Source organism: Mesorhizobium sp. M0243 (assembly GCF_040321775.1).
GTDB lineage: Bacteria > Pseudomonadota > Alphaproteobacteria > Rhizobiales > Rhizobiaceae > Mesorhizobium.
This window is the reverse complement of record NZ_JAMYSF010000003.1, coordinates 198,020-224,299: the sequence shown is the minus strand read 5'-3', so window position 1 is coordinate 224,299 and position 26,280 is coordinate 198,020. Positions and strand designations below refer to the sequence as shown.

Annotated in this window: 24 protein-coding genes and 1 pseudogene; 13 read left to right on the top strand and 12 right to left on the bottom strand. The window is 62.8% G+C overall.

The window, feature by feature from the left end; translation table 11 throughout:
• Positions 1-63: 63 nt before the first annotated feature.
• Together NKJ11_RS05235 and NKJ11_RS05230 are read right to left on the bottom strand one after the other, a co-directional pair.
• Positions 64-1,125 carry an HPP family protein gene (locus tag NKJ11_RS05235; RefSeq protein ID WP_352555364.1) on the bottom strand — a complete coding sequence of 354 codons (1,062 nt, stop codon included), beginning with the start codon at positions 1,123-1,125 and terminating at the stop codon, positions 64-66.
• Positions 1,126-1,357: 232 nt separating this feature from the next.
• Positions 1,358-2,536 carry a cystathionine beta-lyase gene (locus NKJ11_RS05230; RefSeq protein WP_352792825.1) on the bottom strand — a complete coding sequence of 393 codons (1,179 nt, stop codon included), beginning with the start codon at positions 2,534-2,536 and terminating at the stop codon, positions 1,358-1,360.
• Positions 2,537-2,990: 454 nt separating this feature from the next.
• On the opposite strand from NKJ11_RS05230, the gene NKJ11_RS05225 reads away from it, so the two are divergent.
• The 7 genes from NKJ11_RS05225 (at position 2,991) to NKJ11_RS05195 (ending at position 9,979) form a co-directional block, all read left to right on the top strand.
• Positions 2,991-3,626, top strand: coding sequence for a DUF1326 domain-containing protein (locus NKJ11_RS05225; RefSeq protein WP_127381241.1), 636 nt, complete (start codon positions 2,991-2,993; stop codon positions 3,624-3,626).
• A 9-nt stretch (positions 3,627-3,635) separates the two neighbouring features.
• Positions 3,636-4,481: a DUF2182 domain-containing protein gene (locus NKJ11_RS05220; protein WP_352555370.1), complete on the top strand. Its 846-nt coding sequence runs from the start codon at positions 3,636-3,638 to the stop codon at positions 4,479-4,481.
• Between the two features lie 442 nt (positions 4,482-4,923).
• The gene (locus NKJ11_RS05215) at positions 4,924-5,952 is read left to right on the top strand and encodes an amino acid ABC transporter substrate-binding protein (protein ID WP_023814120.1); all 1,029 of its coding nucleotides are present in this window, start codon (positions 4,924-4,926) and stop codon (positions 5,950-5,952) included.
• Between the two features lie 63 nt (positions 5,953-6,015).
• A complete protein-coding gene (locus tag NKJ11_RS05210) occupies positions 6,016-7,203 on the top strand; it encodes an amino acid ABC transporter permease (RefSeq protein ID WP_128305379.1) in 1,188 nt (395 codons plus the stop codon).
• 9 nt (positions 7,204-7,212) lie between these two features.
• Positions 7,213-8,370, top strand: a complete 1,158-nt coding sequence (locus tag NKJ11_RS05205) for an amino acid ABC transporter permease (protein ID WP_127289116.1) — start codon at positions 7,213-7,215, stop codon at positions 8,368-8,370.
• Positions 8,371-8,450: 80 nt separating this feature from the next.
• Positions 8,451-9,200, top strand: coding sequence for an amino acid ABC transporter ATP-binding protein (locus NKJ11_RS05200; RefSeq protein WP_031213892.1), 750 nt, complete (start codon positions 8,451-8,453; stop codon positions 9,198-9,200).
• Positions 9,201-9,310: 110 nt separating this feature from the next.
• On the top strand, positions 9,311-9,979 hold the full coding sequence (locus tag NKJ11_RS05195) for a TIGR02117 family protein (RefSeq protein WP_352792823.1): 669 nt from the start codon (positions 9,311-9,313) through the stop codon (positions 9,977-9,979).
• Positions 9,980-10,079: 100 nt separating this feature from the next.
• Here NKJ11_RS05195 and NKJ11_RS05190 read toward each other — a convergent pair whose 3' ends face one another.
• Complete coding sequence (locus NKJ11_RS05190) at positions 10,080-11,318, bottom strand: FAD-dependent monooxygenase (RefSeq protein ID WP_352629657.1); 1,239 nt, start codon at positions 11,316-11,318, stop codon at positions 10,080-10,082.
• Positions 11,319-11,337: 19 nt separating this feature from the next.
• Positions 11,338-11,583, bottom strand: coding sequence for a zinc-finger domain-containing protein (locus tag NKJ11_RS05185; RefSeq protein WP_027037845.1), 246 nt, complete (start codon positions 11,581-11,583; stop codon positions 11,338-11,340).
• Between the two features lie 246 nt (positions 11,584-11,829).
• On the opposite strand from NKJ11_RS05185, the gene NKJ11_RS05180 reads away from it, so the two are divergent.
• Both NKJ11_RS05180 and ppx read left to right on the top strand, forming a co-directional pair.
• Complete coding sequence (locus tag NKJ11_RS05180) at positions 11,830-14,031, top strand: RNA degradosome polyphosphate kinase (RefSeq protein WP_352792822.1); 2,202 nt, start codon at positions 11,830-11,832, stop codon at positions 14,029-14,031.
• Positions 14,031-15,566 carry an exopolyphosphatase gene (gene ppx / locus NKJ11_RS05175; RefSeq protein ID WP_352629660.1) on the top strand — a complete coding sequence of 512 codons (1,536 nt, stop codon included), beginning with the start codon at positions 14,031-14,033 and terminating at the stop codon, positions 15,564-15,566. Before NKJ11_RS05180 ends, ppx begins: the two co-directional genes overlap by 1 nt.
• A 236-nt stretch (positions 15,567-15,802) precedes the next feature.
• On the opposite strand, the gene NKJ11_RS05170 is transcribed toward ppx, so the two are convergent.
• The 4 genes from NKJ11_RS05170 to NKJ11_RS05155 all read right to left on the bottom strand — a co-directional run bounded on the left by NKJ11_RS05170 (position 15,803) and on the right by NKJ11_RS05155 (position 19,266).
• Complete coding sequence (locus NKJ11_RS05170; protein ID WP_352442925.1) at positions 15,803-16,207, bottom strand: DoxX family protein; 405 nt, start codon at positions 16,205-16,207, stop codon at positions 15,803-15,805.
• Positions 16,208-16,464: 257 nt separating this feature from the next.
• Positions 16,465-16,884: a DoxX family protein gene (locus NKJ11_RS05165; protein WP_127289105.1), complete on the bottom strand. Its 420-nt coding sequence runs from the start codon at positions 16,882-16,884 to the stop codon at positions 16,465-16,467.
• A 235-nt stretch (positions 16,885-17,119) separates the two neighbouring features.
• Entirely contained in the window at positions 17,120-18,517 is a 1,398-nt protein-coding gene (fumC, locus tag NKJ11_RS05160; RefSeq protein ID WP_352611846.1) for a class II fumarate hydratase, read from the bottom strand.
• Between the two features lie 275 nt (positions 18,518-18,792).
• Positions 18,793-19,266, bottom strand: a complete 474-nt coding sequence (locus NKJ11_RS05155; protein WP_023814131.1) for a cupin domain-containing protein — start codon at positions 19,264-19,266, stop codon at positions 18,793-18,795.
• 111 nt (positions 19,267-19,377) lie between these two features.
• On the opposite strand from NKJ11_RS05155, the gene NKJ11_RS05150 reads away from it, so the two are divergent.
• Positions 19,378-20,376: a LysR family transcriptional regulator gene (locus tag NKJ11_RS05150; RefSeq protein ID WP_352792821.1), complete on the top strand. Its 999-nt coding sequence runs from the start codon at positions 19,378-19,380 to the stop codon at positions 20,374-20,376.
• Here NKJ11_RS05150 and NKJ11_RS05145 read toward each other — a convergent pair.
• From NKJ11_RS05145 to betI, 3 genes and pseudogenes are all read right to left on the bottom strand, one after another.
• The gene (locus tag NKJ11_RS05145; protein WP_352611844.1) at positions 20,361-21,119 is read right to left on the bottom strand and encodes an SDR family NAD(P)-dependent oxidoreductase; all 759 of its coding nucleotides are present in this window, start codon (positions 21,117-21,119) and stop codon (positions 20,361-20,363) included. The two genes, NKJ11_RS05150 and NKJ11_RS05145, sit on opposite strands and share 16 nt — an antisense overlap.
• 385 nt (positions 21,120-21,504) lie before the next feature.
• A pseudogene (locus NKJ11_RS05140) lies at positions 21,505-21,867 on the bottom strand (IS1 family transposase); the annotation flags it as partial.
• Between the two features lie 56 nt (positions 21,868-21,923).
• Positions 21,924-22,571, bottom strand: coding sequence for a choline-binding transcriptional repressor BetI (gene betI / locus NKJ11_RS05135; RefSeq protein WP_352792819.1), 648 nt, complete (start codon positions 22,569-22,571; stop codon positions 21,924-21,926).
• Between the two features lie 83 nt (positions 22,572-22,654).
• Here betI and choX point away from each other — a divergent pair, with 83 nt between their 5' ends.
• A complete protein-coding gene (gene choX / locus NKJ11_RS05130; protein ID WP_352792817.1) occupies positions 22,655-23,593 on the top strand; it encodes a choline ABC transporter substrate-binding protein in 939 nt (312 codons plus the stop codon).
• Complete coding sequence (locus NKJ11_RS05125; RefSeq protein WP_352792816.1) at positions 23,590-24,432, top strand: alpha/beta fold hydrolase; 843 nt, start codon at positions 23,590-23,592, stop codon at positions 24,430-24,432. Before choX ends, NKJ11_RS05125 begins: the two co-directional genes overlap by 4 nt.
• 82 nt (positions 24,433-24,514) lie before the next feature.
• Here the strand turns inward: NKJ11_RS05125 and NKJ11_RS05120 are convergent, their stop codons facing one another.
• Positions 24,515-25,300: an NIPSNAP family protein gene (locus NKJ11_RS05120; RefSeq protein WP_352792815.1), complete on the bottom strand. Its 786-nt coding sequence runs from the start codon at positions 25,298-25,300 to the stop codon at positions 24,515-24,517.
• A 98-nt stretch (positions 25,301-25,398) separates the two neighbouring features.
• Between NKJ11_RS05120 and NKJ11_RS05115 the strand changes: the two genes are divergently transcribed.
• Positions 25,399-26,073 carry a TetR/AcrR family transcriptional regulator gene (locus tag NKJ11_RS05115; protein WP_352792813.1) on the top strand — a complete coding sequence of 225 codons (675 nt, stop codon included), beginning with the start codon at positions 25,399-25,401 and terminating at the stop codon, positions 26,071-26,073.
• Positions 26,074-26,280 lie beyond the last annotated feature (207 nt).

Sequence of the window (26,280 nt, the reverse complement as noted above, 5' to 3'; positions counted from 1 at the left end):
AAGGTTCCCGAAGACTTTTCGCGGGGCCCGGCGGCGGTACCCTACCGCGCGAGTGAAGGCTTGTCAGGCAGCCTGCAGGCGCGCCGTGGCCGCCAACAGATCGGTCTGGGTGATCAGCCCGAGAATCCGTTTGTCGTCGTCGACGATGATGACCGCATGGCTGCGGCCGTCGGTGAGCACCGGCAGCAGACCCATGGCGGCGAAGCCGGCGGCGGCTGTTGCCGCGGGCGATACAACGGATCCGACCGTCCCGGAGGCCTGGGTGAGTTCGCGCAACCCCACGGTGCCTGCCAGCCTGGCCTCCGCATTGACGACCGGCAAGGTCCGGATGTTGTGGTCAAGCAGCAATTGGCGCGCCGCCTCGGTGGAGGTGTGAGCATCGACCGAGATCACATCGCGCGACATGATATCCTCGCACAGAAGCGTCTTGTGCGCGCGTACCATCGCCTGCAACTCGACCTGCCGCAGCAGCCGGTCGAGATCGTTGCGATCGATATCGAATGTCTCGTCGAGTGCGCCAAGCGCGGCATCGATGTCTTCGGACCGGAAGCCCACGCGCAGCTGCGCCGGCGGGTCGCCGGTGCCGTGGCTGTTCGCCGGCGCTGCAACCGGTACATGCGGATAATTGCGCCGGGCCAGCCTGTGGAAGCCGTAGCCGAGCGTCACCAGCAGGATCGAGTTCAGCGCCACCGGCACGAATGGAAACAGGAAGCCGGCGCTGATGACGGCAGGCCCTCCCAGCACCGCGGTCAGCGCGGCCGCTCCGCCCGGCGGATGCAGGCAGCGCGTGAACGACATGGCGGCGATGGCCAGTGCCACCGCGATGCCGCTGGCAAGGGCGGTTTCGTGGATGAAATGCGCCACGATCACGCCGACCAGGGCCGATATCGTGTTGCCGCCGATGATCGACCATGGCTGTGCCAGCGGACTGGCGGGCACGGCGAACAGGAGCACCGCCGACGCCCCCATCGGCGCCACCAGCAGCGGCACATGCGGGCCGTTGCCGAGCACAAGGCTGGCGATCACGCCGGTGAGTGCAATCCCGATCGTCGCGCCGATACAGGCGACGAGACGCTCGCGCAGCGTTGCGCCGGCAAGAATGGGAACAAAAAGGCGGAAAGCCATGGGGTCGAAAACTCTGCCGGTATTCCAGGGGAAGTCGAAAATGTGCTGATCGCACCGCAATGACGCGGCAGCGCTGAATTTGAAAGCCAAACTGATCCGGGAAACCGCAATTTGAGGGAATAGAATTTCGCTAGCGCATGTCGCCCAAATGTGACCTCGGTTTTGGGAGAACGACATGCACAAAAACAAAACCTGAAGCGGGTCGCCTGAAAATCTTCAGGCGCGACACGCTTTAGGCCGCTGCTGCGGCGGTCAGGCCGCGCGAAATATCGGCCTTCAGGTCGTCGACATCCTCGAGGCCGATCTGCAGGCGGATCAACGGACCCTCATAGGGGGCTTTTGCAACGACACGGTCGCCAAGCCAGACCGGCACGGCAAGGCTCTCATAGCCGCCCCAGGAATAGCCGAGGCCGAAGATCCGCAGCGCGTCGAGGAAGGCGTGCTGCTGCTTCTGGCCGCCACCGGCAAGAACGATGGAAAAGATGCCGCTCGAGCCGGAAAAGTCGCGCTTCCACAGAGCGTAATCCGGATGGCTGGGCAGGGCCGGGTGGAGCACGCGCGCCACGCCCTTCTGGCCCTCGAGCCAGGAGGCGATCGCAAGCGTACTGCGCTGATGGTGTTCGAGGCGCACGCCCATGCTGCGCAGGCCACGCAGCACCTGGTAGACGTCGTCGGGCCCGGCGCAACAGCCAAGCGTGCAGAAGCTTTCGTAGAGGTGCGTCCAGCAGCTCTCCTTGGCCGACACCGTGCCAAGCAGCACGTCGGAATGGCCGGCCGGGTATTTGGTCGCCGCATGGATCGATATGTCGACACCGTGGTCGAGTGGGCGGAAATAGAGTGGCGTCGCCCAGGTGTTGTCCATCATGACGATGGCGCCCGCGGCGTGCGCCGCCTTGACGATGGCCGGGATGTCCTGCACCTCGAACGTGTTGGAGGCCGGCGATTCCGTGAACACCACCTTGGTGTTGGGCTTGATCAACGCCGCGATGCCGGCGCCGACATCGGGAGCGTAGTACTCGACCTCGACGCCCAGCCGCTTCAGCATCGTGTCGGCGAAATTGCGGGTCGGATGATAGACGGTATCGACGATCAGCAGATGGTCGCCGGCCGAGACGAAGGCGAGCAGCGGCACCGTCACCGCCGCAAGGCCCGACGGCACCACGATCGTGCCTGCCGAGCCTTCCAGCGCGTCTATGGCATGGGCAAGCGCATCGGTCGTCGGTGTGCCGCGCGTGCCGTAAGTGTATTTCTGGCTGCGTGCCGCCATCGAAGCCGCGTCGCGAAACAGCACGGTCGAAGCATGCACCACCGGCGGATTGACGAAGCCAAAATAGTCATGCGGGTTGTTGCCCGAATGGGCAAGCCGCGTGTTGATGCCCATCCCGCCGTGCTCGCTGCCGTCTTTCGCCATTCTGCGTCGCCTTGTTTGACAAGCCGCTAGCCATAGTGCGGCGCTATGGACCGTGCAACAGCCACCGTCCGCCAGGAGGCGGACTTCGAATATGCCAATTCGTCGCGGCAAAAACAGCGATGCTGGGACAGGGTATCAAACGAAAAACCCGCCTGTGCGGCGGGTTATCGGCGCAAATCGGCACCATGGACGAATATGTACCATAGCTGAGGGCAGGGAGTCAAGAAAAAATTCCTATCGCAAAAGGCGGCCTTTTATTGAACTGCGTTCGGAGCCCTTGTCTCAGCCGATCGGTCTATTGTGGGCGGCTGTGGATGGTATATGATCGTCGGCTAATGTTAATCGCCGGATTGCTTCGATCAGATGCTGCCGGATGGTTGCTGCCGGTTGACCTCTGGTCCTCCACGATCCGGATCGCGCTCACGAAGCGTGAGCGCGGCAAGGGAGGAATGCCATGCCGGATGTCAAATGGGCCATGAAGGCGAGCGAATTCATCAACTGCAACTGCGCCTATGGCTGCCCGTGCCAGTTCAACGCCATGCCGACATACGGATTCTGCCAGGCGGTCGCCGGCATGGAAATCGAGAGCGGCCATCACGGCGACACCAAGCTCGACGGGTTGCGGTTCGTCGGGATTTTCAGCTGGCCCGGCGCCATACACCAGGGCGGGGGTGAAGCCGCGGTGGTCATCGACGAGAGGGCGACGGAAGCCCAACGTGGCGCGCTGCTTCGCATATTGGGTGGTCTGGACACCGAGCCAGGTGCAACGATATTTCAGGTCTTTTCGACCACTCTGGAGAAATTCCACGATCCGATCTTCGCGCCGATCGAGTTCAAGATCGACGTCGACGCGCGAACCGGTCAGTTGCATGTCGAGGGTATAACCGACGGTCGCGGCGAGCCGATCCGGAATCCGGTCACCGGCGCCGCGCACCAGGCGCGCATCGACTTGCCGCACGGCTTCGAATACGCGATCGCCGAGGTCGGGCGCGGCTGGACCAAGGCGACGGGCCCGATCAAGTTCGAGCTGGCCGATACGCACAGCCATTTCGCCAATCTGCATCTCACGCAGAGCGGCATCGTGCATTGACCTGATCCAATGGGCGATACGGCCCTCGAGGCGGTGCTGAGGCGCGATCGCGCGGTCGTGACGGTCGCGCTCGTCGTGATTGCCGTGCTCGCCTGGGCCTATGTGCTGTGGCTCGCCGCCACCATGGTCATGCCCGGCTCCCCCTTGCCGGACGGCGGAGGCGGCGACATGGCCGGCATGGATATGTCCGGCATTGATATGGGCGCCGCCATGGCGCCCGGCTTCCGGCCCTGGGCATTGGGCGATTTCGCCTTCACCTTCACGATGTGGGCGGTGATGATGGTCGGCATGATGACGCCGTCGGTCGCGCCGATGTTGCTGCTTTATGCCGGGGTCGGCCGCAAGGCGCGGGCGGATGGCCGGCCCATCGCTTCGACGGGATGGTTTTTTGCCGGCTATCTCGCCGTCTGGGTCGTCTTCAGCCTCCTGGCGACCGGTGCGCAATGGCTTCTCGCCCGTCTAGCCTTGCTCGATCCCTCGATGGCGACCGGCAGCGCGATCCTCGGCGGCCTCGTTCTGATCGCCGCCGGTCTCTATCAATGGACGCCGATGAAGGGCGTCTGCCTGCGCCAATGTCAGGCGCCGATCGCGTTCCTGGCCGGCCGTGGCGGATTCCGCTCCGCTCCGCTCGGCGCGCTTCGGCTCGGCATGGATCACGGCGCTTATTGCCTGGGGTGCTGCTGGGCGCTGATGGCTCTGTTGTTCGTCGGTGGCGTCATGAACGTGCTGTGGATCGCCGGCATCGCCATCCTTGTTCTGCTGGAGAAGACGGTGCCGACCGGGCAGCTGATTCCGCGCGTTTCAGGTGCGTTTATGGCTGCCATCGGGATCTGGATCGTCTTTCAAGCCCTTTGAGAACAGTCTTCGTCGGCGGTCTGTATTGGTATGCAGCCGTCAGTAAATTGTCAGATGACAATCTTGGGACCTGGTAGTTCGTCGCACGCGGAGGTCAACAACGACGAGGTATTGCCCGGGATGGATTTCGCTGCCGCGGCCCGTATTGGCCCGGCGTTGGCGTTGCATGAGATTTGCCGCCTTTATTAGCCCTGCTGGCTAAATCGCGGGCGTGTTTGTCTGTAAATCGGGCATTTGCGGCAATCGGTTTTCAAACTCTTTGGGTTTCGGTCATTTCCCTTGACCTCACAGGAATTATCGCCTTCGATGACATTTGTGAACGGGAGGCGGCGCGTCGGTTACGATGCGGGGTTCCGGGATGGGCCGGGATGGGAGCCGCGTTCACACGGGAGAAAAAAATCAGGATTTACTCCTGAAAAACAGAGAAAAGGGTCTGTGGGTCATGAAACATATTGCTATCGGCATTCTAGGCGCCGCCACGCTTGGATTGATGGCGTCCGCCGCGTCGGCGGCCACGCTCGACACCGTCAAGGCGAAGGGCTTCATCCAGTGCGGCGTCTCCACCGGCCTGGCCGGCTTTTCGGCGCCGGACGACAAGGGTGACTGGCAAGGCATCGATGCGGATTTCTGCCGCGCTGTCGCGGCCGCCGTCTTTGGTGACGGCTCCAAGGTCAAGTTCACGCCGCTCAGCGCCAAGGAGCGGTTCACCGCGCTGCAGTCGGGCGAGATCGACATCCTCTCGCGCAACACCACCTGGACCATCAACCGCGATACGGCGCTTGGCCTGAATTTCATCGGCGTCACCTACTATGACGGCCAGGGTTTCATGATCAACGCCAAGAAGCTGCCGGGCGTCAATTCGGCATTGCAGCTTTCGGGCGCCGCCGTCTGCGTGCAGAGCGGCACCACCACCGAGCTGAACCTCGCCGACTACTTCAAGGCCAACAAGATGGAGTACAATCCCGTCGTCTTCGAAAAGCTGGAAGAGGTCAACGCCGCCTATGATGCCGGCCGCTGCGACGTCTACACCACCGATCAGTCGGGCCTCTATGGCATCCGCCTGACGCTGGGAGCGCCGGCCGACCATGTCGTGCTGCCCGAGATCATCTCCAAGGAGCCGCTCGGACCGGCCGTTCGCCAGGGCGACGACCAGTGGTACCACATCGTCAAGTGGACCTATTTCGCGCTGCTGCAGGCTGAAGAGCTCGGCATCACCAAGGCCAATGTCGATGAGATGAAGAACTCGGCCAGCCCCGAGATCAAGCGCGTGCTCGGCCAGGAAGCCGATACCAAGATCGGTACCGATCTCGGCGTCTCCAATGACTGGGTGGTCAACATCGTCAAGGCAGTCGGCAATTATGGCGAAATGTTCGAGCGCAATGTCGGCTCGGGCAGCCCGCTGAAGATCGCGCGCGGCATCAACGCGCTGTGGACCAAAGGCGGCCTGCAATACGCGCCGCCGATCCGCTGATCGAAATGTGATCCGGGAGGCAGATCATCTGCCTCCCGGTTTCTCTTTCCAGGGGACGGTCGAATGGCATCGCAGGACGTACTTCGCGAGGAGCCCAGCCGCGGTTCCTTCATCAACGATCCGAAAATCCGGGGCATATTCTTCCAGGTGCTGGTCGTCGTGCTGCTGGTGGCGGGCGTCTGGTGGATTGCCCACAACGTCATCGACAACCTGACGCGGCTGCGCATCGCTTCAGGCTTCGGCTTCCTCAAGGGCCGCGCCGGCTTCGACATCAGCGAGAGCGCGATCGCCTATTCGTCGGATTCGACCTATGGCCGCGCGATTCTGGTCGGCCTCATCAACACCTTGATCGTCGCCATCGTCGGCATCATCACCGCGACAATCATCGGCTTCGTCATCGGCATCGGCCGGCTCTCGCAGAACTGGCTGATCAGGAAGATCTGCACCGTCTATGTCGAGGTCTTCCGCAACATCCCGCCGTTGCTGGTCATCTTCTTCTGGTATTCCGGCGTGCTGGCCGTGTTGCCGGCGCCGCGCGACAGCATCGGTTTGCCGTTCGGCTCCTTCCTCAACCAGCGCGGTTTCTATTTTCCACGCGCCGTGTGGGGCGACGGCTCATGGCTGATCTTCGTCGCCCTGCTCGTCGGCATCGCCATGGCGTGGTTCGTCGCGCGCAGGGCGCGGCAACGGCAGATGGCGACCGGCCAGCAATTTCCAGTGTTTTGGACGTCCACCGCGCTGATCGTCGGGCTTCCGCTGCTCGCCTATGCGCTGAGCGGCTTTCCCCTGAGCTTCGACTACCCGAAGCAGTCGACTTTCAACCTGGCCGGCGGCTTTCAGGTCCGGCCGGAGTTCCTGTCGCTTTATCTGGCGCTGTCCTGCTATACCGCCGCCTTCATCGCCGAGATCGTGCGCGCCGGCATCAGGGGTGTCAGCGCGGGCCAGACGGAAGCTGCCGGTGCGTTGGGCTTGCGGTCCGGATCGATCCTGCGGCTGGTCGTCGTGCCGCAGGCCATGCGCATCGTCATTCCGCCGCTGACCAGCCAGTATCTCAACCTGACCAAGAACTCGTCGCTGGCTATCGCCATCGGCTATCCGGACCTGACGGCGACCGCCGGGACGGTGCTGAACCAGACCGGCCAGGCCGTCGAAGGCGTGGTGATCATGATGGTGATCTATCTGGCCATCAGCCTCCTGACCTCGCTTGTGATGAACTGGTTCAACGCCAAGATGGCGCTGGTGGAGAGGTGAGGTAAGGACATGCAAGAACATGATATGTCCTGGGTGCGAACCGAAATGGTGCTGGCGCAGCCGGCGCCCGCCAGCGTCACCGGCCTCGGCGCATGGGTGCGCAAGAACCTGATCGCTTCTGCCGGCGACACCATTTTGACCATCGTCGGCATCGCCCTGGTGGCGATGATCCTGCCGCAAATCATCAATTGGGCGTTCATCAACGCCGTGTGGACGGGACCGGACCGGACCGTATGCGCCACGGTGGCGCAAGGCGGCATCCAGCCGGATGGCTGGACCGGCGCCTGCTGGGCTTTCGTCAACGCCAAATTCGGCCAGTTCATGGTCGGACGCTATCCCATCGAGGAGCGCTGGCGGCCGATTTTGGTCGCCATACTGTTCGTGGCACTGCTGGTGCCGATGCTTATCCCGAAAGTGCCGCGCAAAGGGCTGAATGCGGTTCTGCTGTTCTTCGTGCTGCCGGTCGTCTCCTTCGTCCTGCTGGTCGGCGGCATGTTCGGCCTGCCGCATGTCGAGACCTCGCTGTGGGGCGGGCTCTTGGTAACGCTCAGCCTGTCTTTCGTCGGCATTGCCGTGTCGCTGCCGCTCGGCATCGTGCTGGCGCTCGGCCGCCGTTCCAAGATGCCGATCATCAAGACGCTGTGCGTCGTCTTCATCGAGACGGTGCGCGGCATCCCGCTGATCACCGTGCTGTTCTTTGCCAGCGTCATGCTGCCGCTGTTCCTGCCGGAGGGTGTCTCGTTCGACAAGTTCCTGCGCGCTTTGATCGGTGTGTCGCTGTTTGCCGCCGCCTATATGGCCGAAGTGGTGCGCGGCGGCCTGCAGGCGATTCCCAAGGGCCAGTATGAAGGTGCCGATTCGCTCGGTCTCGGCTATTGGCAGAAAATGTATTTCATCGTCATGCCGCAGGCGCTGAAACTGGTCATCCCGGGCATCGTCAACACCTTCATCGGCATGTTCAAGGACACCAGCCTGGTCATCATCATCTCGATGTTCGACCTGCTCGGCATCGTCAAACAGAATTTCTCCGATGCAAACTGGGCAACCGCGCAGACGGCGAGGTCCGGCCTGATCTTCGCGGCCTTCGTCTTCTGGCTGTTCTGCTTCGGCATGTCGCGCTATTCAATGTACACCGAACGCCGGCTCGACACCGGCCACAAACGTTAAACAAAAGAACAAGGGGACCCCCTGTCATGGCCACCGAAAATGCCGTCAGCGCCGAAGAGATCAAGGTCAACGCCGCCAAGATGCAGATTTCCACCACCGATGTCGCCATCGACATCATCGCCATGCACAAATGGTATGGCGAGTTCCATGTGCTGAAGGACATCAACCTGAAAGTGATGCGCGGCGAGCGCATCGTCATCTGCGGCCCCTCCGGCTCCGGCAAATCGACGATGATCCGCTGCATCAATCGCCTGGAGGAGCACCAGAAGGGCAAGATCATTGTCGACGGCAAGGAATTGACCAATGATCTCAAGAAGATCGACGAGGTGCGCCGCGAGGTCGGCATGGTGTTCCAGCACTTCAACCTGTTTCCGCATCTGACCATCCTGGAGAACTGCACGCTGGCGCCGATCTGGGTGCGCAAGACGCCGAAGAAGCAGGCCGAGGAAATCGCCATGCATTTCCTCAAGCGCGTCAAGATCCCGGAACAGGCCAACAAATATCCCGGCCAGCTTTCCGGCGGCCAGCAGCAGCGTGTGGCGATTGCCCGCTCGCTGTGCATGAACCCGCGCATCATGCTGTTCGATGAGCCGACCTCGGCGCTCGATCCGGAGATGATCAAGGAAGTGCTGGAGACCATGGTTGGCCTGGCCGAGGAAGGCATGACCATGCTGTGCGTCACTCACGAGATGGGTTTTGCCCGCAAGGTCGCCAACCGGGTGATCTTCATGGACCAGGGCCAGATCGTCGAGCAGAACACGCCGGCCGAGTTCTTCGACCACCCGCGCCACGAGCGCACGAAGCTGTTCCTGTCGCAGATCCTGCACTAGGCCTCGACGGCCACGAAGAGCCCGGCTGAAACACTGCCGGGCTCTTTTGCGTATGGGATAACAGGCGGGCGTTCGTGTCGCGCCGGAGCGCGTTTGCAGGGCCGCCTTTCATGAAAAGACTGGGACGTTTTCTAGGTCTTCTGTTGGTTGTCGTCGCACTCGCCGTGACGACGGGCACCTTCGTGCCACGGCCGCTGTGGCCGGCGGCCGCCGCCATGCCCGCCGCGACGCACCACATCCTGGTGCTGAACAATCCGATCCACACCGATATCGCCATCCCGGTCGATGACGCCGTGCGCCGGCGTTTCCATTTCCTGGTCGACGCGGGCATACCGGCCGACAGGCCGGAGGTCCGCTACATCGTCTTCGGCTGGGGCGGCCGCGCCTTCTACCTGGAGACGCCGACATGGTCCGAGTTGAAGGCGGTGCCGGTGATGAAGGCACTGACACTCGACGCCTCGGTCATGCATGTCGATGTCGCCGGTGACATCGTCGAACCGCGCCCTGATATCGCGGGGTTCGACATCACTGAGGATCGGTTCACGGCGTTGCTCGATTTCATCGATGCGAGTTTCCAGCGGGGACCGGAAGGCCCGATCCTCGTTCTGGACGCAGCCTATTCCAGGTTCGACGCCTTCTACGAAGGCAATGGCCATTTCAACGCACTGGTCGGCTGCAACACCTGGACGGCGGCGGCCTTGCGCATCGCCGGCCTGCGCACCGGCTGGTGGAACCCGCTGCCTGTATCGCTCGGGCTGTCGATGAGCTTGTATAATTAGCGTGAGCATTCCGCGAATTGGCGTCGCGTTCCTTCACACCCCCCTCTGTCCTGCCGGACAGAGGGGGGTGCTGTCCCACCAACCGATTGTGCTTGTACGCTCAGCGTCGAATGATCTTCTGAGCCTGCCACCCATAGAGCCAGTCCAGATCCGCCGCGAGTTTTTCCGACGAGCGCACCTTCAGGAACACATTGCGCGCAATCGCCACTGGACCCACGGCATGCCAGGCCAGCCGGTTGACAGCGCCGCGTCGGGCGACCTGCGCGACACGCGGCCGCCGTGACTGCTCCCAGACGGCAAGCGCGGCCAGAGGATCGGCAGGGAAGTCGGCGATGATGTCGGCAAGCGTCGCAGCATCCTCGATCGCCATCGCCGCACCTTGCGCCGCGAACGGGGTCATCGCATGCGCGGCGTCGCCGATCAGCGCGATGTTGCCGGTCGTCCAAGGTTGTTTGCTGTCGACCGTGTGGATCGGCCATGCGGTCCACGGGCCGGCCTGCTCGACCAGGCGGGCAAGTTCTGCCGCGGTGCCGCGCAGGGCGCTGCTCAGGATCCCGGCGTCGGCGTTGCCGGACCAGCCCTCGGCAATGCGGTCGCCCCTGGTGAAGGCCGCGAGATTGAAGGCCGCACCCTTGCTGACGGAATAAGCGACCATATGGAAGCCAGGATGCAGGAAGGTGGTGACGCAGTCCCTGGCGCCGATGGCGGCAAAGCTCTGACCGGCGGCGCTCTCGGCCGCGACGGTGGCGCGCCAGGCCAGTTCGCCGGAGAAATGGTTTCTTCGCGAAGCCGACCCCTTGGCCGAATCGACAAGTGCGCGCACCGACGACCAGACGCCATCGGCCCCAACCAGCAGGAAGCCCTCCGCCTCGACGGTTTTGCCACCGATCTCGGCCGTCGCGGTGATGCCGTGCGGGCCGGTGTCAACGCCGCCCATGCGGGCGCCGGTGGTGAGATGGATATCCGGTATCTCGGCAGCGCGCGCGGTCAGTGCGCGCTGCAGATCGGCCCTGTGCGCGACGAGATAAGGTGCCTGCCAGCGCGTTTCGGCGGCTTGCCCCAGCGGCACGCGCGCCAGTTCGCGCAAGGTCGCGGCCTCCTTCAGCACCACGGCTTCCGGCCGCACCGCCGCCGGCAGCAGCCGGTCGAGTACGCCAAGCTGGCGAAGGATGCGGGTCGCGTTGGGAGAAAGCTGAATGCCGGCGCCTGCCGCTTCCAGGCGCTGCGCCTGTTCGAACACCCGTACCGAGTAGCCGCGTTCGGCGAACGCCAGCGCTGCGGTCAATCCGGCGACACCCGCCCCGGCGATGACAATTTGCCGGGAGCGCGTGTCGTTCATCGGGCTGGTCGCGAAAGACTCAGGCGGCCTGTTCTATGTAGATGCAGCCGGCCGGCAGCGTTTCGGTTGCCTTCAGCTTCGGCGAATAGCGGTAGAGCGTCGAGCAATAGGGACAGACCTTTTCGTTGTCGTCGCCCATGTCCAGAAACACATGCGGGTGGTCGAAAGGCGGATTGGCGCCCGTGCACATGAATTCCTTCACGCCGATGTCGATTGCCTGATAGCCCGCATCGTTCTGAAAATGGGGAATGGAACCGCCTGCCATCGTCGTCTCCTTAACGCAGTCTCGTCTGCATCTGGATCATATCAGGCCTCTTTGCAAGTTCGATGAAATGAAACTGTCGCAAAAGCCTGTCAGAGGATAAGTTAAGCCGGTTAACGCATGGCCCCGAAGACCGACACCGGTTTTCGGCAAGGACCATGCGTCGCCTTGGAGTGGTAGAGCGTCCTTTGCGCGTCCTGAATGACGCGCGGCGCTTTAGCTGGCTGACGGTGTGGAAGAGCGGGAATCATGAACGAACTGAAGCCGGTGCAGAACGAATTCGTGGATGTCGAGGTAGCTCGTCCGGAGGGCGGCAATCCGGACCGGTTTGTCAACCGCGAGTTTTCCTGGCTGCAGTTCAACCGGCGCGTTCTCGAGGAATCGCTGAACCTCAATCATCCGCTGCTGGAGCGCGTCCGCTTCCTGTCGATCTCGGCCGCCAATCTCGACGAGTTCTTCATGGTGCGCGTCGCCGGCCTCGCCGGCCAGGTGCGCGAGGGCATCACGCTGAAGAGCCCTGACGGCCGCACCCCCGAACAGCAGCTCGAACAGCTGCTGCGTGAGGTCGAGCGGCTGCAGGAAGACCAGCAGAAGAGCCTTTCGGCGCTCACCGTGCTGCTCAACAAGGAAGGCATCGAGAGCATCACCCGCGATGTGCTGACCAAGGACGAGAAAATCTGGCTGGAAGACCATTTCCAGGGGCAGGTGTTCCCGGTGCTGACCCCGCTGTCGATCGATCCGGCGCACCCGTTCCCGTTCATTCCCAATCTCGGCTTCTCGATGGCGCTGCAACTGCGCCATCGCAAGAACGGCGAAGAGATGAGCGCGCTGCTGCGCCTGCCGGTGGCGCTGAAGCGCTTCATCCGTCTGCCGGACCGCAAGCATCACGTCCGCTTCATCCCGCTGGAAGAGGCGGTCGGCCTCTACATCGGCAAGCTCTTCCCCGGCTATGAGGTCAAGGGCTCCGGCACGTTCCGCATCATTCGCGACAGCGATATCGAGGTCGAGGAGGAGTCCGAGGACCTGGTGCGCCTGTTCGAAACGGCGCTGAAGCGGCGGCGGCGCGGTTCGGTGATCCGCATCGAATTCGACAGGCTGATGCCTGATGAATTGCGCGACTTCGTCGCCGGCGAGCTTGGCGTGTCGTCCAGCCGCATCAGCGTCTTGACCGGTCCGTTGGCGCTCAGCCAGATTTCCGAGATCGTCGCCGTTCCCCGCGACGACCTGAAATTCACGCCCTACAATCCGCGTTTTCCCGAGCGCATCCGCGAGCATGGCGGCGATTGTTTTGCCGCCATCCGCGAGAAGGACATCGTCGTCCATCACCCCTACGAATCGTTTGACGTCGTGGTGCAGTTCCTGCGCCAGGCGATGGCCGATCCGGAAGTGGTGGCGATCAAGCAGACGCTTTACCGCACCTCCAACGACAGCCCGATCGTGCGTGCGCTGGTCGACGCGGCCGAAGCCGGCAAGTCGGTCACCGCGCTGGTCGAGCTCAAGGCGCGCTTTGACGAGGAAGCCAACATTCGCTGGGCGCGCGACCTGGAGCGCGCCGGCGTGCAGGTCGTGTTCGGCTTTCTCGAGCTGAAAACCCATTCGAAAATGTCGCTGGTGGTGCGGCGCGAGGACGGCAAGCTGCGCAACTACGTGCACCTCGGCACCGGCAACTACCATCCGGTAACGGCGCGCATCTACACCGACCTGTCCTTCTTCACCACCGATCCGACGATCGCCAGCGATGTCGCCCAGCTGTTCAATTTCATCACCGGCTATGCCGAGCCGACGGATGAAATGCGGTTGGCGATCTCGCCGTTCACGCTGAGAAGTCGCATCCTGAAGCACATTGCCGACGAGATTGCCTACGCGGTGCAGGGGAAACCGGCGCGCATCTGGATGAAGATGAACGCACTCGTCGATCCGATCATTATCGACGCGCTCTACGATGCCAGCCGCGCCGGCGTCGAGGTCGACCTGGTCGTGCGCGGCATCTGCTGCCTAAGGCCGCAGGTTCCGGGCCTGTCGGAAAACATCCGCGTAAAATCGATCGTCGGCCGCTTTCTCGAGCACAGCCGCATCTATTGTTTCGGCAACGGTCACGGCCTGCCGTCGGACGAGGCGATCGTCTACATCTCCTCGGCCGATCTGATGCCGCGCAATCTCGACCGCCGCGTCGAAACCATGGTGCCGATCACCAATCCAACTGTGCACGAACAGATCCTTGGCCAGATCATGCTGGGCAACATCATGGACAATCAGCAAAGTTTCGACGTATTGGCTGATGGAACCTCCCGGCGCGTCGTGCTGGAGGAGGGCGAGGAACCGTTCAACGCGCAGGAATATTTCATGACCAATCCGAGCCTGTCGGGACGGGGTGACGCGCTGAAGTCGCATGCGCCCAAGCGCATTGCGCAGTTCAAGCGCCGCAAGAAGAACGCAGCAGCGTCCGGCTGATGCTGTCTGATTCCCAGGGCCGGTTGCAGGACCGCCGACCGCTGTCCATCATCGACATCGGATCGAATTCGATCCGTCTCGTCGTCTATGAGGGGCTGGCGCGTTCGCCGACCATGCTGTTCAACGAAAAGATGCTGGCCGGTCTCGGCCGCGGCATCGTGTCGACCGGCAAGCTCGACCCCGAGGCGGTGACGCGCTCGATGGAGGAGTTCCGCCGCTTTCGCGCGCTCTCCGACCAGGCCGGCGCCGAGCATATGTATGTGCTGGCCACCGCCGCCGCCCGTGAGGCTATCAACGGTCCCGATTTCATTCACCGCGCCGAGGACGTGCTGAAGACCGAGATTCGTGTCATCAGCGGCCGTCAGGAAGCCTATTATTCCGCGCTCGGCGTCATTTCCGGCTTCCACCCGGCCAATGGCATCGCCGGCGATCTGGGCGGCGGCAGCCTCGAACTGGTCGACGTCAGCGGCGAAGCGATCGGTGACGGCATCACGCTGCCGTTGGGCGGCCTGCGCCTGCAGGACATGGCGAAGAACTCGCTGGCTCAGGCGGCGAAGATCGCGCGTGACGAACTGGCGAAGGCGAAGCTGTTGAAAGGCGGGCAGGGCCGGCCCTTCTACGCCGTCGGCGGCACCTGGCGAAATCTTGCCCGGCTGCACATGGAAATGACCAACTATCCGCTTGGTGTCATGCACCATTACGAGATCTCGGCCGAAAGCGCGGCGAATTTCCTCAAGCAGGTGGCCAAGGCCGAGATCGAGAAGGTCAAGGGCATCGAAGGCGTTTCCAAGAACCGCCGTTCGCTGCTGCCCTATGGCGCCGTCGTGCTGCAGGAGATCATGGCGGCGATGCAGCCGTCGAAGATCATCGTTTCGGCTCTGGGTGTACGCGAAGGCTTTCTCTATTCGCTGCTCGACGAGGCGGAGCAGAAGGCCGATCCGCTGATTTCGGCCTCGGAGGAACTCGCCCGCCTGCGCTCACGCTCCGTCGCCCATGCGCATGAGCTCGTCGACTGGACCGCCAAAACCTTTGCTGCCTTCGGCATCGACGAGACCGAGGACGAGGCGCGCTACCGCCACGCGGCCGCATTGCTGGCCGACATCGGCTGGCGCGCGCATCCCGAATATCGCGGCAAGCAATCGCTCAACATCATTGCGCACGCCTCCTTCTTCGGCGTCGACCATCCCGGCCGTGCTTTCCTGGCCATGGCCAACGCCTATCGTCACGACGGCATCTTCAACGAAGCCATCGCCCCCGAGATCAAGGCGCTGGCGCCGCCGCGTTATCTGGAGCGGGCGCGCGTGCTCGCCGCGATGATGCGCGTCGTCTACCTGCTGACGGCGTCGATGCCCGGCATCATGCCCAGGCTGAAATGGGAACAGCGCGCCAACGGCGTGCTGGCGCTGGTCTTGCCGGCATCGCTGGCCGATCTCTATGGCGAGCGGCCGGCCGGGCGCCTGGCGCAACTGGCCAGGATCACCAACCGCCGGCTGGTGCTGGCCGTCGAAGGTGGGCCCAGTGGGTCGGTGAAGTAGAGTCGGAGCAGAGCGGATTAGAACCTGCTCGGTCGAGTTTCTTCACACCCCTCTCTGTCCTGCCGGACATCTCCCCCGCAAGGGGGGGAGATTGGCTGCTTCGTCGTCGGTGCTTTTTTCTTGCAACATTGAAGATTGGCGAAAGCCTGGATGACATCCGATCTCCCTCCTTGCGGGGGAGATGTCCGGCAGGACAGAGGGGGGTGCTGTCCCGTCGACGTTTCCAACCCAGTCCGTCAGGCCAAACCACGTCCGTCGACCGACCAGGCTCCCGCACCGGCCATCGCCAACGCAACGAACCCGCCTGATATCGCAATGTCCTTCATCAGCATCTGCTGGTGCAGGAAGGCGAGCATCGCGTCGCCGCCGCCCTGGCCGTAATGGCCGATGAAACCGGCGGCAATGCAGAAGGCGGCGAGCAGCAGCGCCGCGATCCGGGTCTGGAAACCGACCAGGATGAGCAGCCCGGCGATCAGTTCGAACAGTCCCGTGCCCCAGGCGGCAAGCGTCGGCAGCGACAGGCCGAGGCCGGCGAAATAGCCTGTCGTGCCGGCAATATCGCTCAAAGCTTGGAAACCGGAGGGCACGAACAGGGCGGCGAGCAGCAGCCGGGAGAGCAGGAGCAGCGCGTTGCGGGGCATGTTCACCTCCGTTATCGGCCGCCGGCCGGCCTCGTCCGATGCCCCGATCCTAGAGCAATTCCAGGAAAAGTGTGAAACGGTTTCCGTCCGGAATGGCGTCAAATCAAAGAGTTAGAGCGGTTGGCCGTTTCCGTGAAACGGTGAACTGCTCTAGCAGAAAACTCCGGCCGACAGATCGGCGGGCATGTACCAACAACGAAAAAGCGGCGCGGAAAATTCCGCGCCGCTCTTTCGTTCGGCTATTGCCAGTTTTTGGCTCAGCCGCGCTTGGCGTCGATCGAATAGGCACCGGCGCCCGAGGAAGCCAGCACGAGGAAGCCGCCAGCGATGGCGAGGTTCTTGAGAAACTGGATCATCTGCATCTGGTCAGCCCAACCGGTGTGGGCGACCAAGCCGGTAGCGACCGTGAAGATCGCCAGCACCCAGGCGACAATCCGGGTCTTGAAGCCGACGAGGATGGCGAGGCCGCCGAGAAGCTCGATCAGGCCGACGACAATGGCCGTTACGGTCGGCAAGGGCAGGCCGAGGCTGCCGAAATAGCCGGCCGTGCCGGTGATGGCGGTCAGCTTGCCGAAGCCTGAAAGCAGGAAGATGACGGCAAGCAGGACGCGGCCGAGGAGAATGGTGGTCGAGGCATTGGATGCGCCGGAACCGGCGACTGAAGTGTTGATGGACATGGTGGCTCTCCGGGATGGGTTGATACCGGGGAGATAGAGCAAGCCGACTGTTCACCAAAGCCACCAGACTGGCGACACATTGTTCACAGTACTTACGTTTCCGTGATCGGGCGGCCCGCGCAAAATTTGCTTCGGGTCAGGTTGCGACGGGAGTAAATTCTCCCGCGCGGAATACTGGGCTTTTGGCTGACGCAATTCCGGACGGAAAACCACAAGACATTTTTCCCGGAATTGCCTACCCCGGATGCGTCATGTCCTCCGGCCGCACCAGCCGGTCGTAATCGGCTTCGCTGACCAGCCCGGTGGCAAGCGCTTCCTCGCGCAGCGTGGTGCCCTTCTTGTGCGCGGTCTTGGCGATCTTGGCGGCATTGTCGTATCCGATGGTCGGCGCCAGTGCCGTCACCAGCATCAGCGAGCGGTCGAGTGCCGCCTTGATGTTGTCTTCGCGCGCCTCGATGCCGACGACGCAATTGTCGGTGAAGGAGACCGAGGCGTCGGAGAGTAGTTGCACCGACTGAAGGAAATTGTAGGCCATCAGCGGGTTGTAGACGTTGAGTTCGAAATGGCCCTGGCTGCCGGCGAAGGTGAGTGCTGCATTGTTGCCGAACACCTGCACGCAGACCTGCGTCAGCGCCTCGCACTGGGTCGGATTGACCTTGCCCGGCATGATCGACGAGCCCGGTTCGTTTTCCGGCAGCGACAGTTCGCCGAGGCCCGAACGCGGGCCGGAACCGAGGAAACGGATGTCGTTGGCGATCTTGAACAGCGCTGCGGCCGCCGCGTTGATGGCACCATGCGAGAACACCATGGAATCATGGGCCGCCAGCGCCTCGAACTTGTTCGGCGCGGTGACGAAGGCAATGCCGGTGATGGTGGCGATGCGATCCGCCACCCTTTCGGCGAAGCCGACCGGCGCGTTGAGGCCGGTGCCGACGGCGGTGCCGCCCTGCGCCAGTTCCTGCAGGCCGGGCAGCGTCAGCTCGATGCGCTTGATCGACGAGGCGACCTGCGCGGCATAGCCCGAAAATTCCTGGCCAAGCGTGAGGGGGGTGGCATCCTGCGTGTGCGTGCGGCCGATCTTGATGATGTGATTGAACTCTCTGCTCTTGGCGGCGAGCGCCTTGTGCAGGTGCTTCAGCGCCGGCAACAGCTCGTGCACGATGCGTTCGGCGCAGGCGATGTGCATGGCCGTCGGATAGGTGTCGTTCGACGACTGGCTCATATTGACGTGGTCGTTGGGATGCACCGGCTTCTTGGAGCCCATGACGCCGCCCAGCATCTCGATCGCCCGGTTGGAGATCACCTCATTGGCGTTCATGTTGGACTGCGTGCCCGAGCCGGTCTGCCAGACCACGAGCGGGAAATGGTCGTCGAGCTTGCCGTCGATGACCTCTTGTGCCGCCTCGACAATCGTCTTGCCGATCGCCGGGTCGAGCCGCTGAAGGTCCATATTGGCTTCGGCCGCGGCCCGCTTGACGATGCCCAGCGCGCGCACGATCGATGCCGGCTGCTTTTCCCAGCCGATCTTGAAATTGCCGAGCGAACGCTGCGCCTGCGCGCCCCAATAGCGGTCGGCGGCGACTTCGATCGGGCCGAACGTGTCGGTTTCGGTTCTGGTCTTTGCAGCGGTCACGGGTCTCTCCTTGTCGAAGTCGGCAACGGCGTATCGCGTTGCACAAACGGCTTCAAGCGGAGATTGCGGGCGGCGAGGATGCAAATCGGTTGAAGGTGCGGCGCTTCTCGCCTTCTCCCCTTGTGGGAGAAGGTGGATCGGCGCGCAGCGCCGAGACGGTTGAGGGGTGGGTGACGGAGTGCCGTCGGCGCCAAGCTGGAACACCCTCATCCGACCTCTTCGCGGCCACCTTCTCCCACAAGTGGAGAAGGGAAAGAATGCGCGGTTTCGGCCTCTCACCCTAGCGGCGGACCGACAATGTCGATGCCGTTTTCTGCGCAGAGCTGCACCAGTGCCGCGATGATTTCCGGTGTTGGTTGCATCTGCGGCGGCACCTCCGGCTGTTCGGCGGGACGGCTCGCCTGACGCAGCATCGTCTCGAAATCCGAACCGCGCGTGATGGTGAGCGTACGCGCGCCTTCGCGCGATTCGACCCGGTAGGTGTGCGGCAGGCCTTTCGGCGCAATGACGGTTTCGCCGGCTTCAGCAATGCGTTCGTGGCCGTCGATCTGAAAGCGCAGTCTCCCGTCCAGGATGTGAAACACTTCGTCCTCCCTGCGATGCACATGCAGGGGCGGGGAGTCGCCATAGGGCATGCGATGCTCGACGACGCAGGTGCCGTCCTCTCCTGCCGCCGACGAGACGTGGATCGCGACAAGCGTGTTGTTGAACCAGAAGAGTTCCTTGCCTGTGATCGTGCCGGGGGTCATTGTCATGGCCGTCTGATCCTCCTGTTGCCTGTGCCTGCTGGGCCGATGACGATCTAGCCAGGGATATGCCGACAACGGAAATCGAATGATCGTATGGGGCGAATTGATGCGATGAATTTGAACGCGCTCGACCTCAATCTCATCAGGGTGTTCGACGCCCTTCTGCGGGAGAGAAGCGTTACGCGTGCCGGCGAGCAGATCGGCCTCAGCCAGCCTGCCGTCAGCGCTGCGCTCAATCGCTTGCGGCATCTCCTCAACGACCAGCTGTTCGTGCGACGGGGCAATGACATGATGCCGACGCCACGCGCCGAGAGCATGGCCGAGCCGTTACGCGTGGCGCTTCGTGAAATCGAACGCGTCTTCCACTCGGCCAAGGCGTTCGATCCGGTGGAACTGGAGCGAACCTTCACGTTCATGGGTGCGGATTTCTTTTCCATGATGCTGATGCCAACTTTAGCGGCGCGCATCGCGGGTGCCGCGCCGCGCGCGTCGCTAAGGTTTCTCGACAGCGCGCGCGGCGACGTCTCGCGGCTGCTCCAGGACGATGAAATCGACGTAGCGCTCGAGCGTCCGCTGGAGGTCTCCGACTGGGTCTCAAGCACGCCTCTGTTCCATTCACCATTCGCCATCATCGCCGCGAGCGACAACGCTGCGATCAGGCAGGCGGGGATCATGGAAGGCGAGCTTCTACCGATCGACCTCTTCTGCGAACTGCCCCATGTTCTTCGTTCTATCGATGGCTCGATGTCGGGGTCCACCGACGAGGCGCTCCGCAAGATCGGACGAACGCGCCGTGTAAGCCTGACCCTGCCGCACTTTCAGGCTGTCGCATTGGCCGTGGCAACCGGAAACCACCTCTCGGCGGTTCCCAGGCAGTTCGCGGTTTGGGCGGCCAAGACCATGCCGCTCGTCATCTTCGAACCGCCACTTCCCATTGCTGTTCCTGAAATCAGGATGTACTGGCACGCGCGCCACGACGACGAGCCACCCCATCGCTGGGTTCGCGATCAGATCCTGGAGGCGGTAGGCGCACTCGGATTTGTGGAAAGCGGCGCCGCCGAAAATGCCGACGCCTGGCGTGGCGCCCGGACGGATCACCCCGCCGTATAGCCGCCGTCCACGGAAAAAATGCCACCGCTGGTCCAGGCGGCCTCTTCGCTGGCCAGATAGACCGCGATGCCGGCGAGGTCGTCGGGGCGGCCGATTCTGCCGAGCGGATAGCTGCGCTCGACATAGGCCCTCAGCTCCGCCTTTGCCTCGGCCGGCAAATTGTCGACGGTCTTGCGCCGCATGGCGGTGTCGACCGTGCCCGGCGCGATGGCGTTGACGCGGATGCCGCGCGGGCCGAGTTCGAAGGCCAGCGATTTGGTCAGCGAGTTCAACGCGCCCTTCGACAGCGAATAGAGGCTCGACGGCCGCTTCGGGATCATCTTGTTGGCGAAATAGGACGAGATGTTGATCACCGATGCGCCGGCCGCCAGATGCGGCAGCAGGCCCTGTGTGAGGAAGAACACAGCAGTGACATTCAGCGCGAAGGATTGCTGGAACTGCGCCTCGCTGACGGTTTCGAACGGCACCAGGAAAGCCACTCCGGCATTGTTGACGAGAATATCGAGAGGCCGGCCGGAATTTTTCACCTGCTCGACGACGGCTGCGATGCCGGCCGATGTGGCAAGATCGGCCGACAGCGTCTCGATATTGCCGCCGAGCTGCTTGCGGGCGGCGTCGAGCTTCTTGGTGTCGCGGCCGACGATCAGCACGTCCGCGCCCTCGCGCAAAAAGGCTTCTGCGATCGCCAGGCCGATACCGTCCGACCCACCAGTGACCAGCGCGCGCTTGTTGTGAAGTCTCATTCGACGCTCCAAGGCTGCTCTGGCCGCCGCGAGAGCACCGCATATCAGCGGGCGAGGTCAAGCGGCCAGCCTATCCGGTAGTGGGTCAGTTTGAAATCTGTCTCGCCTGAACGTGGCTCAGCAGTGAGACGACATATCGTTCCATATCAAGCCTGCGAGCGGTTCCAAGTACACTTGCCCAGGTATCCTGCGGACCGGCGCCAGAGGCGATCATGGCCGGTGCGTTGTGAAATGAATCCGCGAGCATACGAGCTCTGGATAGATCATCGGTCGCGCGAATTTCGACGAGGACGATGCAAAGAACCCTCAGGATATTTTCATTCGTGATGGGTTGAGGATCAATCAGTTGAGACACCTTTCTTTCGGTACGCCCCCGAGCCGCTGGCTTTTCGGCTTCCTTCGCCTCGATCAGCGCAACGATATCGCTAATCTCCCAAAGCTTGCCAGTCACGCCGGCGGCCATCGCGGGCGTCATGCGCATGAAGCATGAATGCGGACAAAGTTGTAATACATGAAGTGCAGGGCAACGGCGTTGGCGTGAGCTTCCACTGCCGTTGGTCAGGCGCGTGAAGCGGTGCATATGCATCCGCATAGTCCGGTTTTGGCGTTCGGCAAATGACGTGCTGACGTGCTTGATGTCTGGATTACCTTCGATCCACTCTTTCCGCGCACCAGTGCATTCGGCGGGGCTATGCACTCGATTGTCATACGCCGTCCCATACTTTTCTGTAAGCATATAGGAGTTCACGGCGGGTCACGACAACGGCATTCGCGGCATCAAATTTCAAACTGACCCACTACCGCCTATCCCACGGTATGAACTTCGGTGACGGGCTCCCGCATGGCCAGCCGGCCCGCGACATAGTTCTTGACCTGACGGACCGCCTGTTCCCGCGAGACGCTGCCTGGCTGCAGGCCGAGCCGCAGCCAAAGCCCGTCGATCAGCGCGGTGACGCCAAGCGCGATGTCGTCGGCGTCTCCAGGCGAGGCGAGGCCGTGCAGGCCCGACAACAGGTTCGAGCGCATGCGCGCATGGATCACCCGCTGGATACGGGCCATCTTCTCGTCGCGCGGCACCTCGGCGCAGAGCGACAGCCAGGCATGGCACAGAGGCGGCTGGAACAGATGCTCCTCGAAATTGCCCTCGATCACCGCATCCATGCGCTCCATCGGCGTACGCGCCCGGCGAAGCCGCGCGATCACCGCCTGGCACAGGACGGCGTTTGCCTCGCGCATCGCGTGCTCGAACAATTCCTGCTTGTTGCGGAAATAGTGCAGCACGATGCCCTTGGAGGCACCGGCCTGCGCCGCCACCTTTTCCAGGGTCGCACCGGCAATGCCTTCGCGCTCCAGCACCGCGAAGGCCGCCTGCCGCAGCTCCTTGCGGCGGATCTCACTGAGACGCTTGAGTTTCACGGGATCGGTCCATGCATCGCGAATCCACGTTGACATTTCCGTCCGCTCAGATCAAGAATTGACCTATGGGACAATAAAAAGACCAATTGGTCAATTTGACGACAATGAGGAGAACCGAAATGTTGCGCATCCTTGCAAACGGCGTCTGTTTGGCCGCCCTCATGTTGGCCTCTCATGCGGCTCAGGCGGCCGAGGGCCAAGAGTGCAGGACGATCCGCATGGCCGAACCCGGCTGGAACGACCTTGCCTTCACCACCGGGGTCGCCAACGTCCTGTTGGAGGCGCTCGGCTATCAGCCGCAAAGCCAGGTGCTCGGCATCAACGTCATCTACGAGGGCATGAAGAACAGGGACCTCGACCTGTTCCTGGGCTACTGGGATCCGGCCATGGTCACCTATTACGAGCCCTACAAGAAGGACGGCTCTGTCGAGAATGTGCGCGTCAATCTCGTGGGCGCCAAATACACCTTCGCCGTCCCGACTTACGCTTGGGATGCCGGCGTCAAGGACATTTCCGACCTGCACAAATTCGCCGACAAGTTCGGCAAGAAAATGTACGGCATCGAGCCCGGTTCAAACCAGTTGATGATGGACGCCGTCGCCGATCCGGCCTTTGGCCTGGACGGCTGGCAGGTGGTCGAGTCCAGCGAAGCCGGCATGCTGTCGGAGGTCGGCTACGAGATCAAGGAAAAGCAGTTCATCGTCTTTCAGGGCTGGGCGCCGCATCCGATGAACACGATGTACGACTTCAAATATCTGACCGGCGGCGACAAGTTCTTCGGCCCGAATTTCGGTGCCGCGACGGTAACGACGCAGGTGCGCAAGGGCTATCTTGAGCAGTGCCCGAACGTCGCGCAATTCCTCGGGAATCTCGTCTTCGACATCGATTTCGAAAATGTCGGCATGGGTTATCTGATCAATGACGGCATGAAGCCGGAGGACGGTGCGCTGAAGGCAATCATGGCGAACAAAAGCCGCCTCGACGCCTGGCTCGCCGGCGTCACCACTTTTGACGGCAAGCCGGGCCTCGCCGCAGTCAAGGAAAAGCTCGGCCTGTGAGAGCGGCCGCGCTTGATGACTTGCCGAAGCAGGATGTGATGGCGGAGCAGGGCGCCTGGGCCAGCCGCAAGCAGTTCGTCACTGTCGGCGATCTCGACATCGCCTATGTCGAGATATCGGGCGCCGAGCCGGCACTGCTGTTGGTGCACGGCTTCACCGACACCAGCCGCAGTTTTTCGCTTCTGGCGCCATATCTGGCCGGCCGCCGTCTGATCATGCCGGATTTGCGCGGCCACGGCGCCTCGCAGGCTGGCAAGAACTGCGGCATCGCCGATCTTGCCGATGATATCGCCGGGCTGATCCAGAGTTTACAACTCGACCGACCGGTCGTCGTCGGCCATTCGCTGGGCGCCATGGTGGCTGTCGCTTTGGCTGCGGGGCACAAGGAGTTGATCGGCGGGCTGGTGGTCCTGGCCGGCACGTTGAAGCCCGATTTCGCGCCGGGTCATCCGCTGGTCACAGGCGTCGAGGCGCTGCGCGACCCGATATCGCCGGCCGATCCGTTCTATGCCTGGTGGCATGCCTGTCGTCCCGACGTGCCCGCAGCCTTTCTCGCCGGCTTGGCGCAAGAGGCCTCGGCGATGCCGACCCCGCGCTGGCGCGCGATTCTCGAGGAAATCCGCCGCGCCGACCTGACCGATGCTGCGCGGGCCGTGCAGGCCCGGACGCTGATCATCGCCGGCGCGTGCGACCCGCTGTTCGGCGAGGCGCACCAGCAGGCGTTGCAATCCGCTCTTGCAGAAGCCGTCTTCGTTCGGGCCGAGAGCTGTGGCCACAACCCGCATTGGGAAGATCCAGGCCTCGTCGCCAAGGCCATCATCGAGGCGTTTGAAGTCTGATGCATGTCGCCCAAAAGTGCCCCCGGTTTTGGGAGAACGACATGCACAAAAAAGGCCTATTCCTAAAGCGCGTCGACGCGCTTTAGGAATAGCGCCCGACCAGTGATTGCGATGTCGGCGACAGCCGCAAAGTCTCCGTTGGTTTGGTCAGGCCGAGCTGCGCGGCCTGCCAAAAATCCTGCCATGCCGGCGAAGCGGCGAGGGCGGCCTTATGATGGGCATGCGCCTCGGTGCTGGCAAAACCCATGACGCTGATGAAGACGTTTTCATCAGCCCGTACCGGCAGGCGCGGAAAACTGTTTTCGGCATGCTCGGTAACGAAAGCGGCGAGCAGGCGTGCGTCGGCCGTCATCAGGCACGCCGTCTCAATCTCGAAGCGAGTGGCGAAATCTGCCTCCGTGCCGGACTGCAAATGATGAATCTCGATGACAACGATGCCGGTCAGCGGTTTGTTTTGAATGGGCTTTTCGTCATCGGCCAGGCTTGGCCGCTGCTTGCCCGCCAGGTCGAAGCCGGCGCCCGGCCACGCCGGCTTGAGCAGCAGCACATCGTCGGAATCGATCATCGTTGAGTTGGCCGCATCACTGTGCGCCGCCCAGACCGGCCCGCCATAAAAAGCGGCGAGAGCATTTTTCCGCGCATCCATGCCGTCGAAGCCGCGCATCCAGACGAACATGTCAGGCCGATCGAGGTCCCGGAACTGGCCGATGATGGTCATGCCGGCGTCCTCCTGGCCCTCGATCAGCCTGCTGTCGAAGATGCCGATGAGCGTGTCGCGCCGGCCGGGTTGCAGCGTGTATTGCCGAAGCTCGACGACAGGCGAAGCGAGCGCTGAGGGTTTCGTCGCGACGTTCTGGGTCAGGTTCATCCGGCACTCTCCTTAAAACAGGGTGATCGTCCTGTTTTGTAAAACAGACCGGTTGTCCTGTTTTGTCAACATGCTAAAGTTCGGCAATGTCAGCAGAGATGACCGTCCAGCCAAAACCGCGCCCGGGAAAACGCATCAACGACCCTGAGGGCATGCGCAAGAAAGTGCTCGATGTCGCCGAGGACGCGTTCCAGGCGCGCGGCTATCACGCCTCCAGTATCGGCGATCTGATGGCGGCGGCTGATGTCAGCGGCGGAGCGCTGCATCACCATTTCCCGACCAAGAAGGCGCTGGCGCTGGCTGTGATCGACGAGCGTGTGGCGGCAGCGGTCGAAGAGACATGGATCGCGCCGGTGCTGGCGGCGGCATCGGCGCGCGAGGGCGTGCGCGCCGTGTTCGAGGCCGTGGCGGCGGAACTGGAGCAGCAGGGGTTCGTGCGCGGCTGCCCGCTCAACAATCTGGCGCACGAACTGTCGCTTGCCGATCCCGATTTCCGCCTTGCCCTTGCCGATATCTTTGGCGGGTGGCGGCAGGCGATTGCCGACAAGGTGCGTGCCGACCAGCAGGCGGGCAAGGACGAGGGCACGGACCCCGAACGCTTCGCCGCGCTGACGGTCGCCGCCTATTCCGGGGCGATGTCGATGGCCAAGACGGCGCAGGATGCCGGTGTGCTGCGGGATTGCCTGGCAGGGTTGGAGCGCAGCGCGCCGTCGCAGGGCGGCTTGGTTGCCAGGCGACGCAACAGGATACTGCCACGGCCGAGAATTATTTGATGTCGGCGGGACAGCACCCCCCTCTGGCCTGCCGGCCATCTCCCCCGCAAGGAGGGAGATCTGCAGCATCGGCGCTCGCTCGTACCTTCACCGGTGGAGATTGGCGAAAGCCGGTGTGACAGCCAATCTCCCCCCTTGCGGGGGAGATGTCCGGGAGGACAGAGGGGGGTGTGCAGGATCGCGACGCAGCCACTTCTCTCGACCTTG

Coding starts and splice junctions, on each gene's coding strand:
- NKJ11_RS05205 (WP_127289116.1), top strand. CDS start 7,213: ATGCAAGAACATGATATGTCCTGGGTGCGAACCGAAATGGTGCTGGCG.
- NKJ11_RS05120 (WP_352792815.1), bottom strand. CDS start 25,300: ATGAACCTGACCCAGAACGTCGCGACGAAACCCTCAGCGCTCGCTTCG.
- NKJ11_RS05235 (WP_352555364.1), bottom strand. CDS start 1,125: ATGGCTTTCCGCCTTTTTGTTCCCATTCTTGCCGGCGCAACGCTGCGC.
- NKJ11_RS05185 (WP_027037845.1), bottom strand. CDS start 11,583: ATGGCAGGCGGTTCCATTCCCCATTTTCAGAACGATGCGGGCTATCAG.
- NKJ11_RS05180 (WP_352792822.1), top strand. CDS start 11,830: ATGAACGAACTGAAGCCGGTGCAGAACGAATTCGTGGATGTCGAGGTA.
- NKJ11_RS05200 (WP_031213892.1), top strand. CDS start 8,451: ATGCAGATTTCCACCACCGATGTCGCCATCGACATCATCGCCATGCAC.
- NKJ11_RS05155 (WP_023814131.1), bottom strand. CDS start 19,266: ATGACCCCCGGCACGATCACAGGCAAGGAACTCTTCTGGTTCAACAAC.
- choX (WP_352792817.1), top strand. CDS start 22,655: ATGTTGCGCATCCTTGCAAACGGCGTCTGTTTGGCCGCCCTCATGTTG.
- NKJ11_RS05145 (WP_352611844.1), bottom strand. CDS start 21,119: ATGAGACTTCACAACAAGCGCGCGCTGGTCACTGGTGGGTCGGACGGT.
- NKJ11_RS05225 (WP_127381241.1), top strand. CDS start 2,991: ATGCCGGATGTCAAATGGGCCATGAAGGCGAGCGAATTCATCAACTGC.
- NKJ11_RS05150 (WP_352792821.1), top strand. CDS start 19,378: ATGAATTTGAACGCGCTCGACCTCAATCTCATCAGGGTGTTCGACGCC.
- NKJ11_RS05210 (WP_128305379.1), top strand. CDS start 6,016: ATGGCATCGCAGGACGTACTTCGCGAGGAGCCCAGCCGCGGTTCCTTC.
- NKJ11_RS05230 (WP_352792825.1), bottom strand. CDS start 2,536: ATGGCGAAAGACGGCAGCGAGCACGGCGGGATGGGCATCAACACGCGG.
- betI (WP_352792819.1), bottom strand. CDS start 22,571: ATGTCAACGTGGATTCGCGATGCATGGACCGATCCCGTGAAACTCAAG.
- NKJ11_RS05215 (WP_023814120.1), top strand. CDS start 4,924: ATGAAACATATTGCTATCGGCATTCTAGGCGCCGCCACGCTTGGATTG.
- ppx (WP_352629660.1), top strand. CDS start 14,031: ATGCTGTCTGATTCCCAGGGCCGGTTGCAGGACCGCCGACCGCTGTCC.
- NKJ11_RS05220 (WP_352555370.1), top strand. CDS start 3,636: ATGGGCGATACGGCCCTCGAGGCGGTGCTGAGGCGCGATCGCGCGGTC.
- NKJ11_RS05165 (WP_127289105.1), bottom strand. CDS start 16,884: ATGTCCATCAACACTTCAGTCGCCGGTTCCGGCGCATCCAATGCCTCG.
- NKJ11_RS05190 (WP_352629657.1), bottom strand. CDS start 11,318: ATGAACGACACGCGCTCCCGGCAAATTGTCATCGCCGGGGCGGGTGTC.
- NKJ11_RS05195 (WP_352792823.1), top strand. CDS start 9,311: ATGAAAAGACTGGGACGTTTTCTAGGTCTTCTGTTGGTTGTCGTCGCA.
- NKJ11_RS05170 (WP_352442925.1), bottom strand. CDS start 16,207: ATGCCCCGCAACGCGCTGCTCCTGCTCTCCCGGCTGCTGCTCGCCGCC.
- NKJ11_RS05115 (WP_352792813.1), top strand. CDS start 25,399: ATGACCGTCCAGCCAAAACCGCGCCCGGGAAAACGCATCAACGACCCT.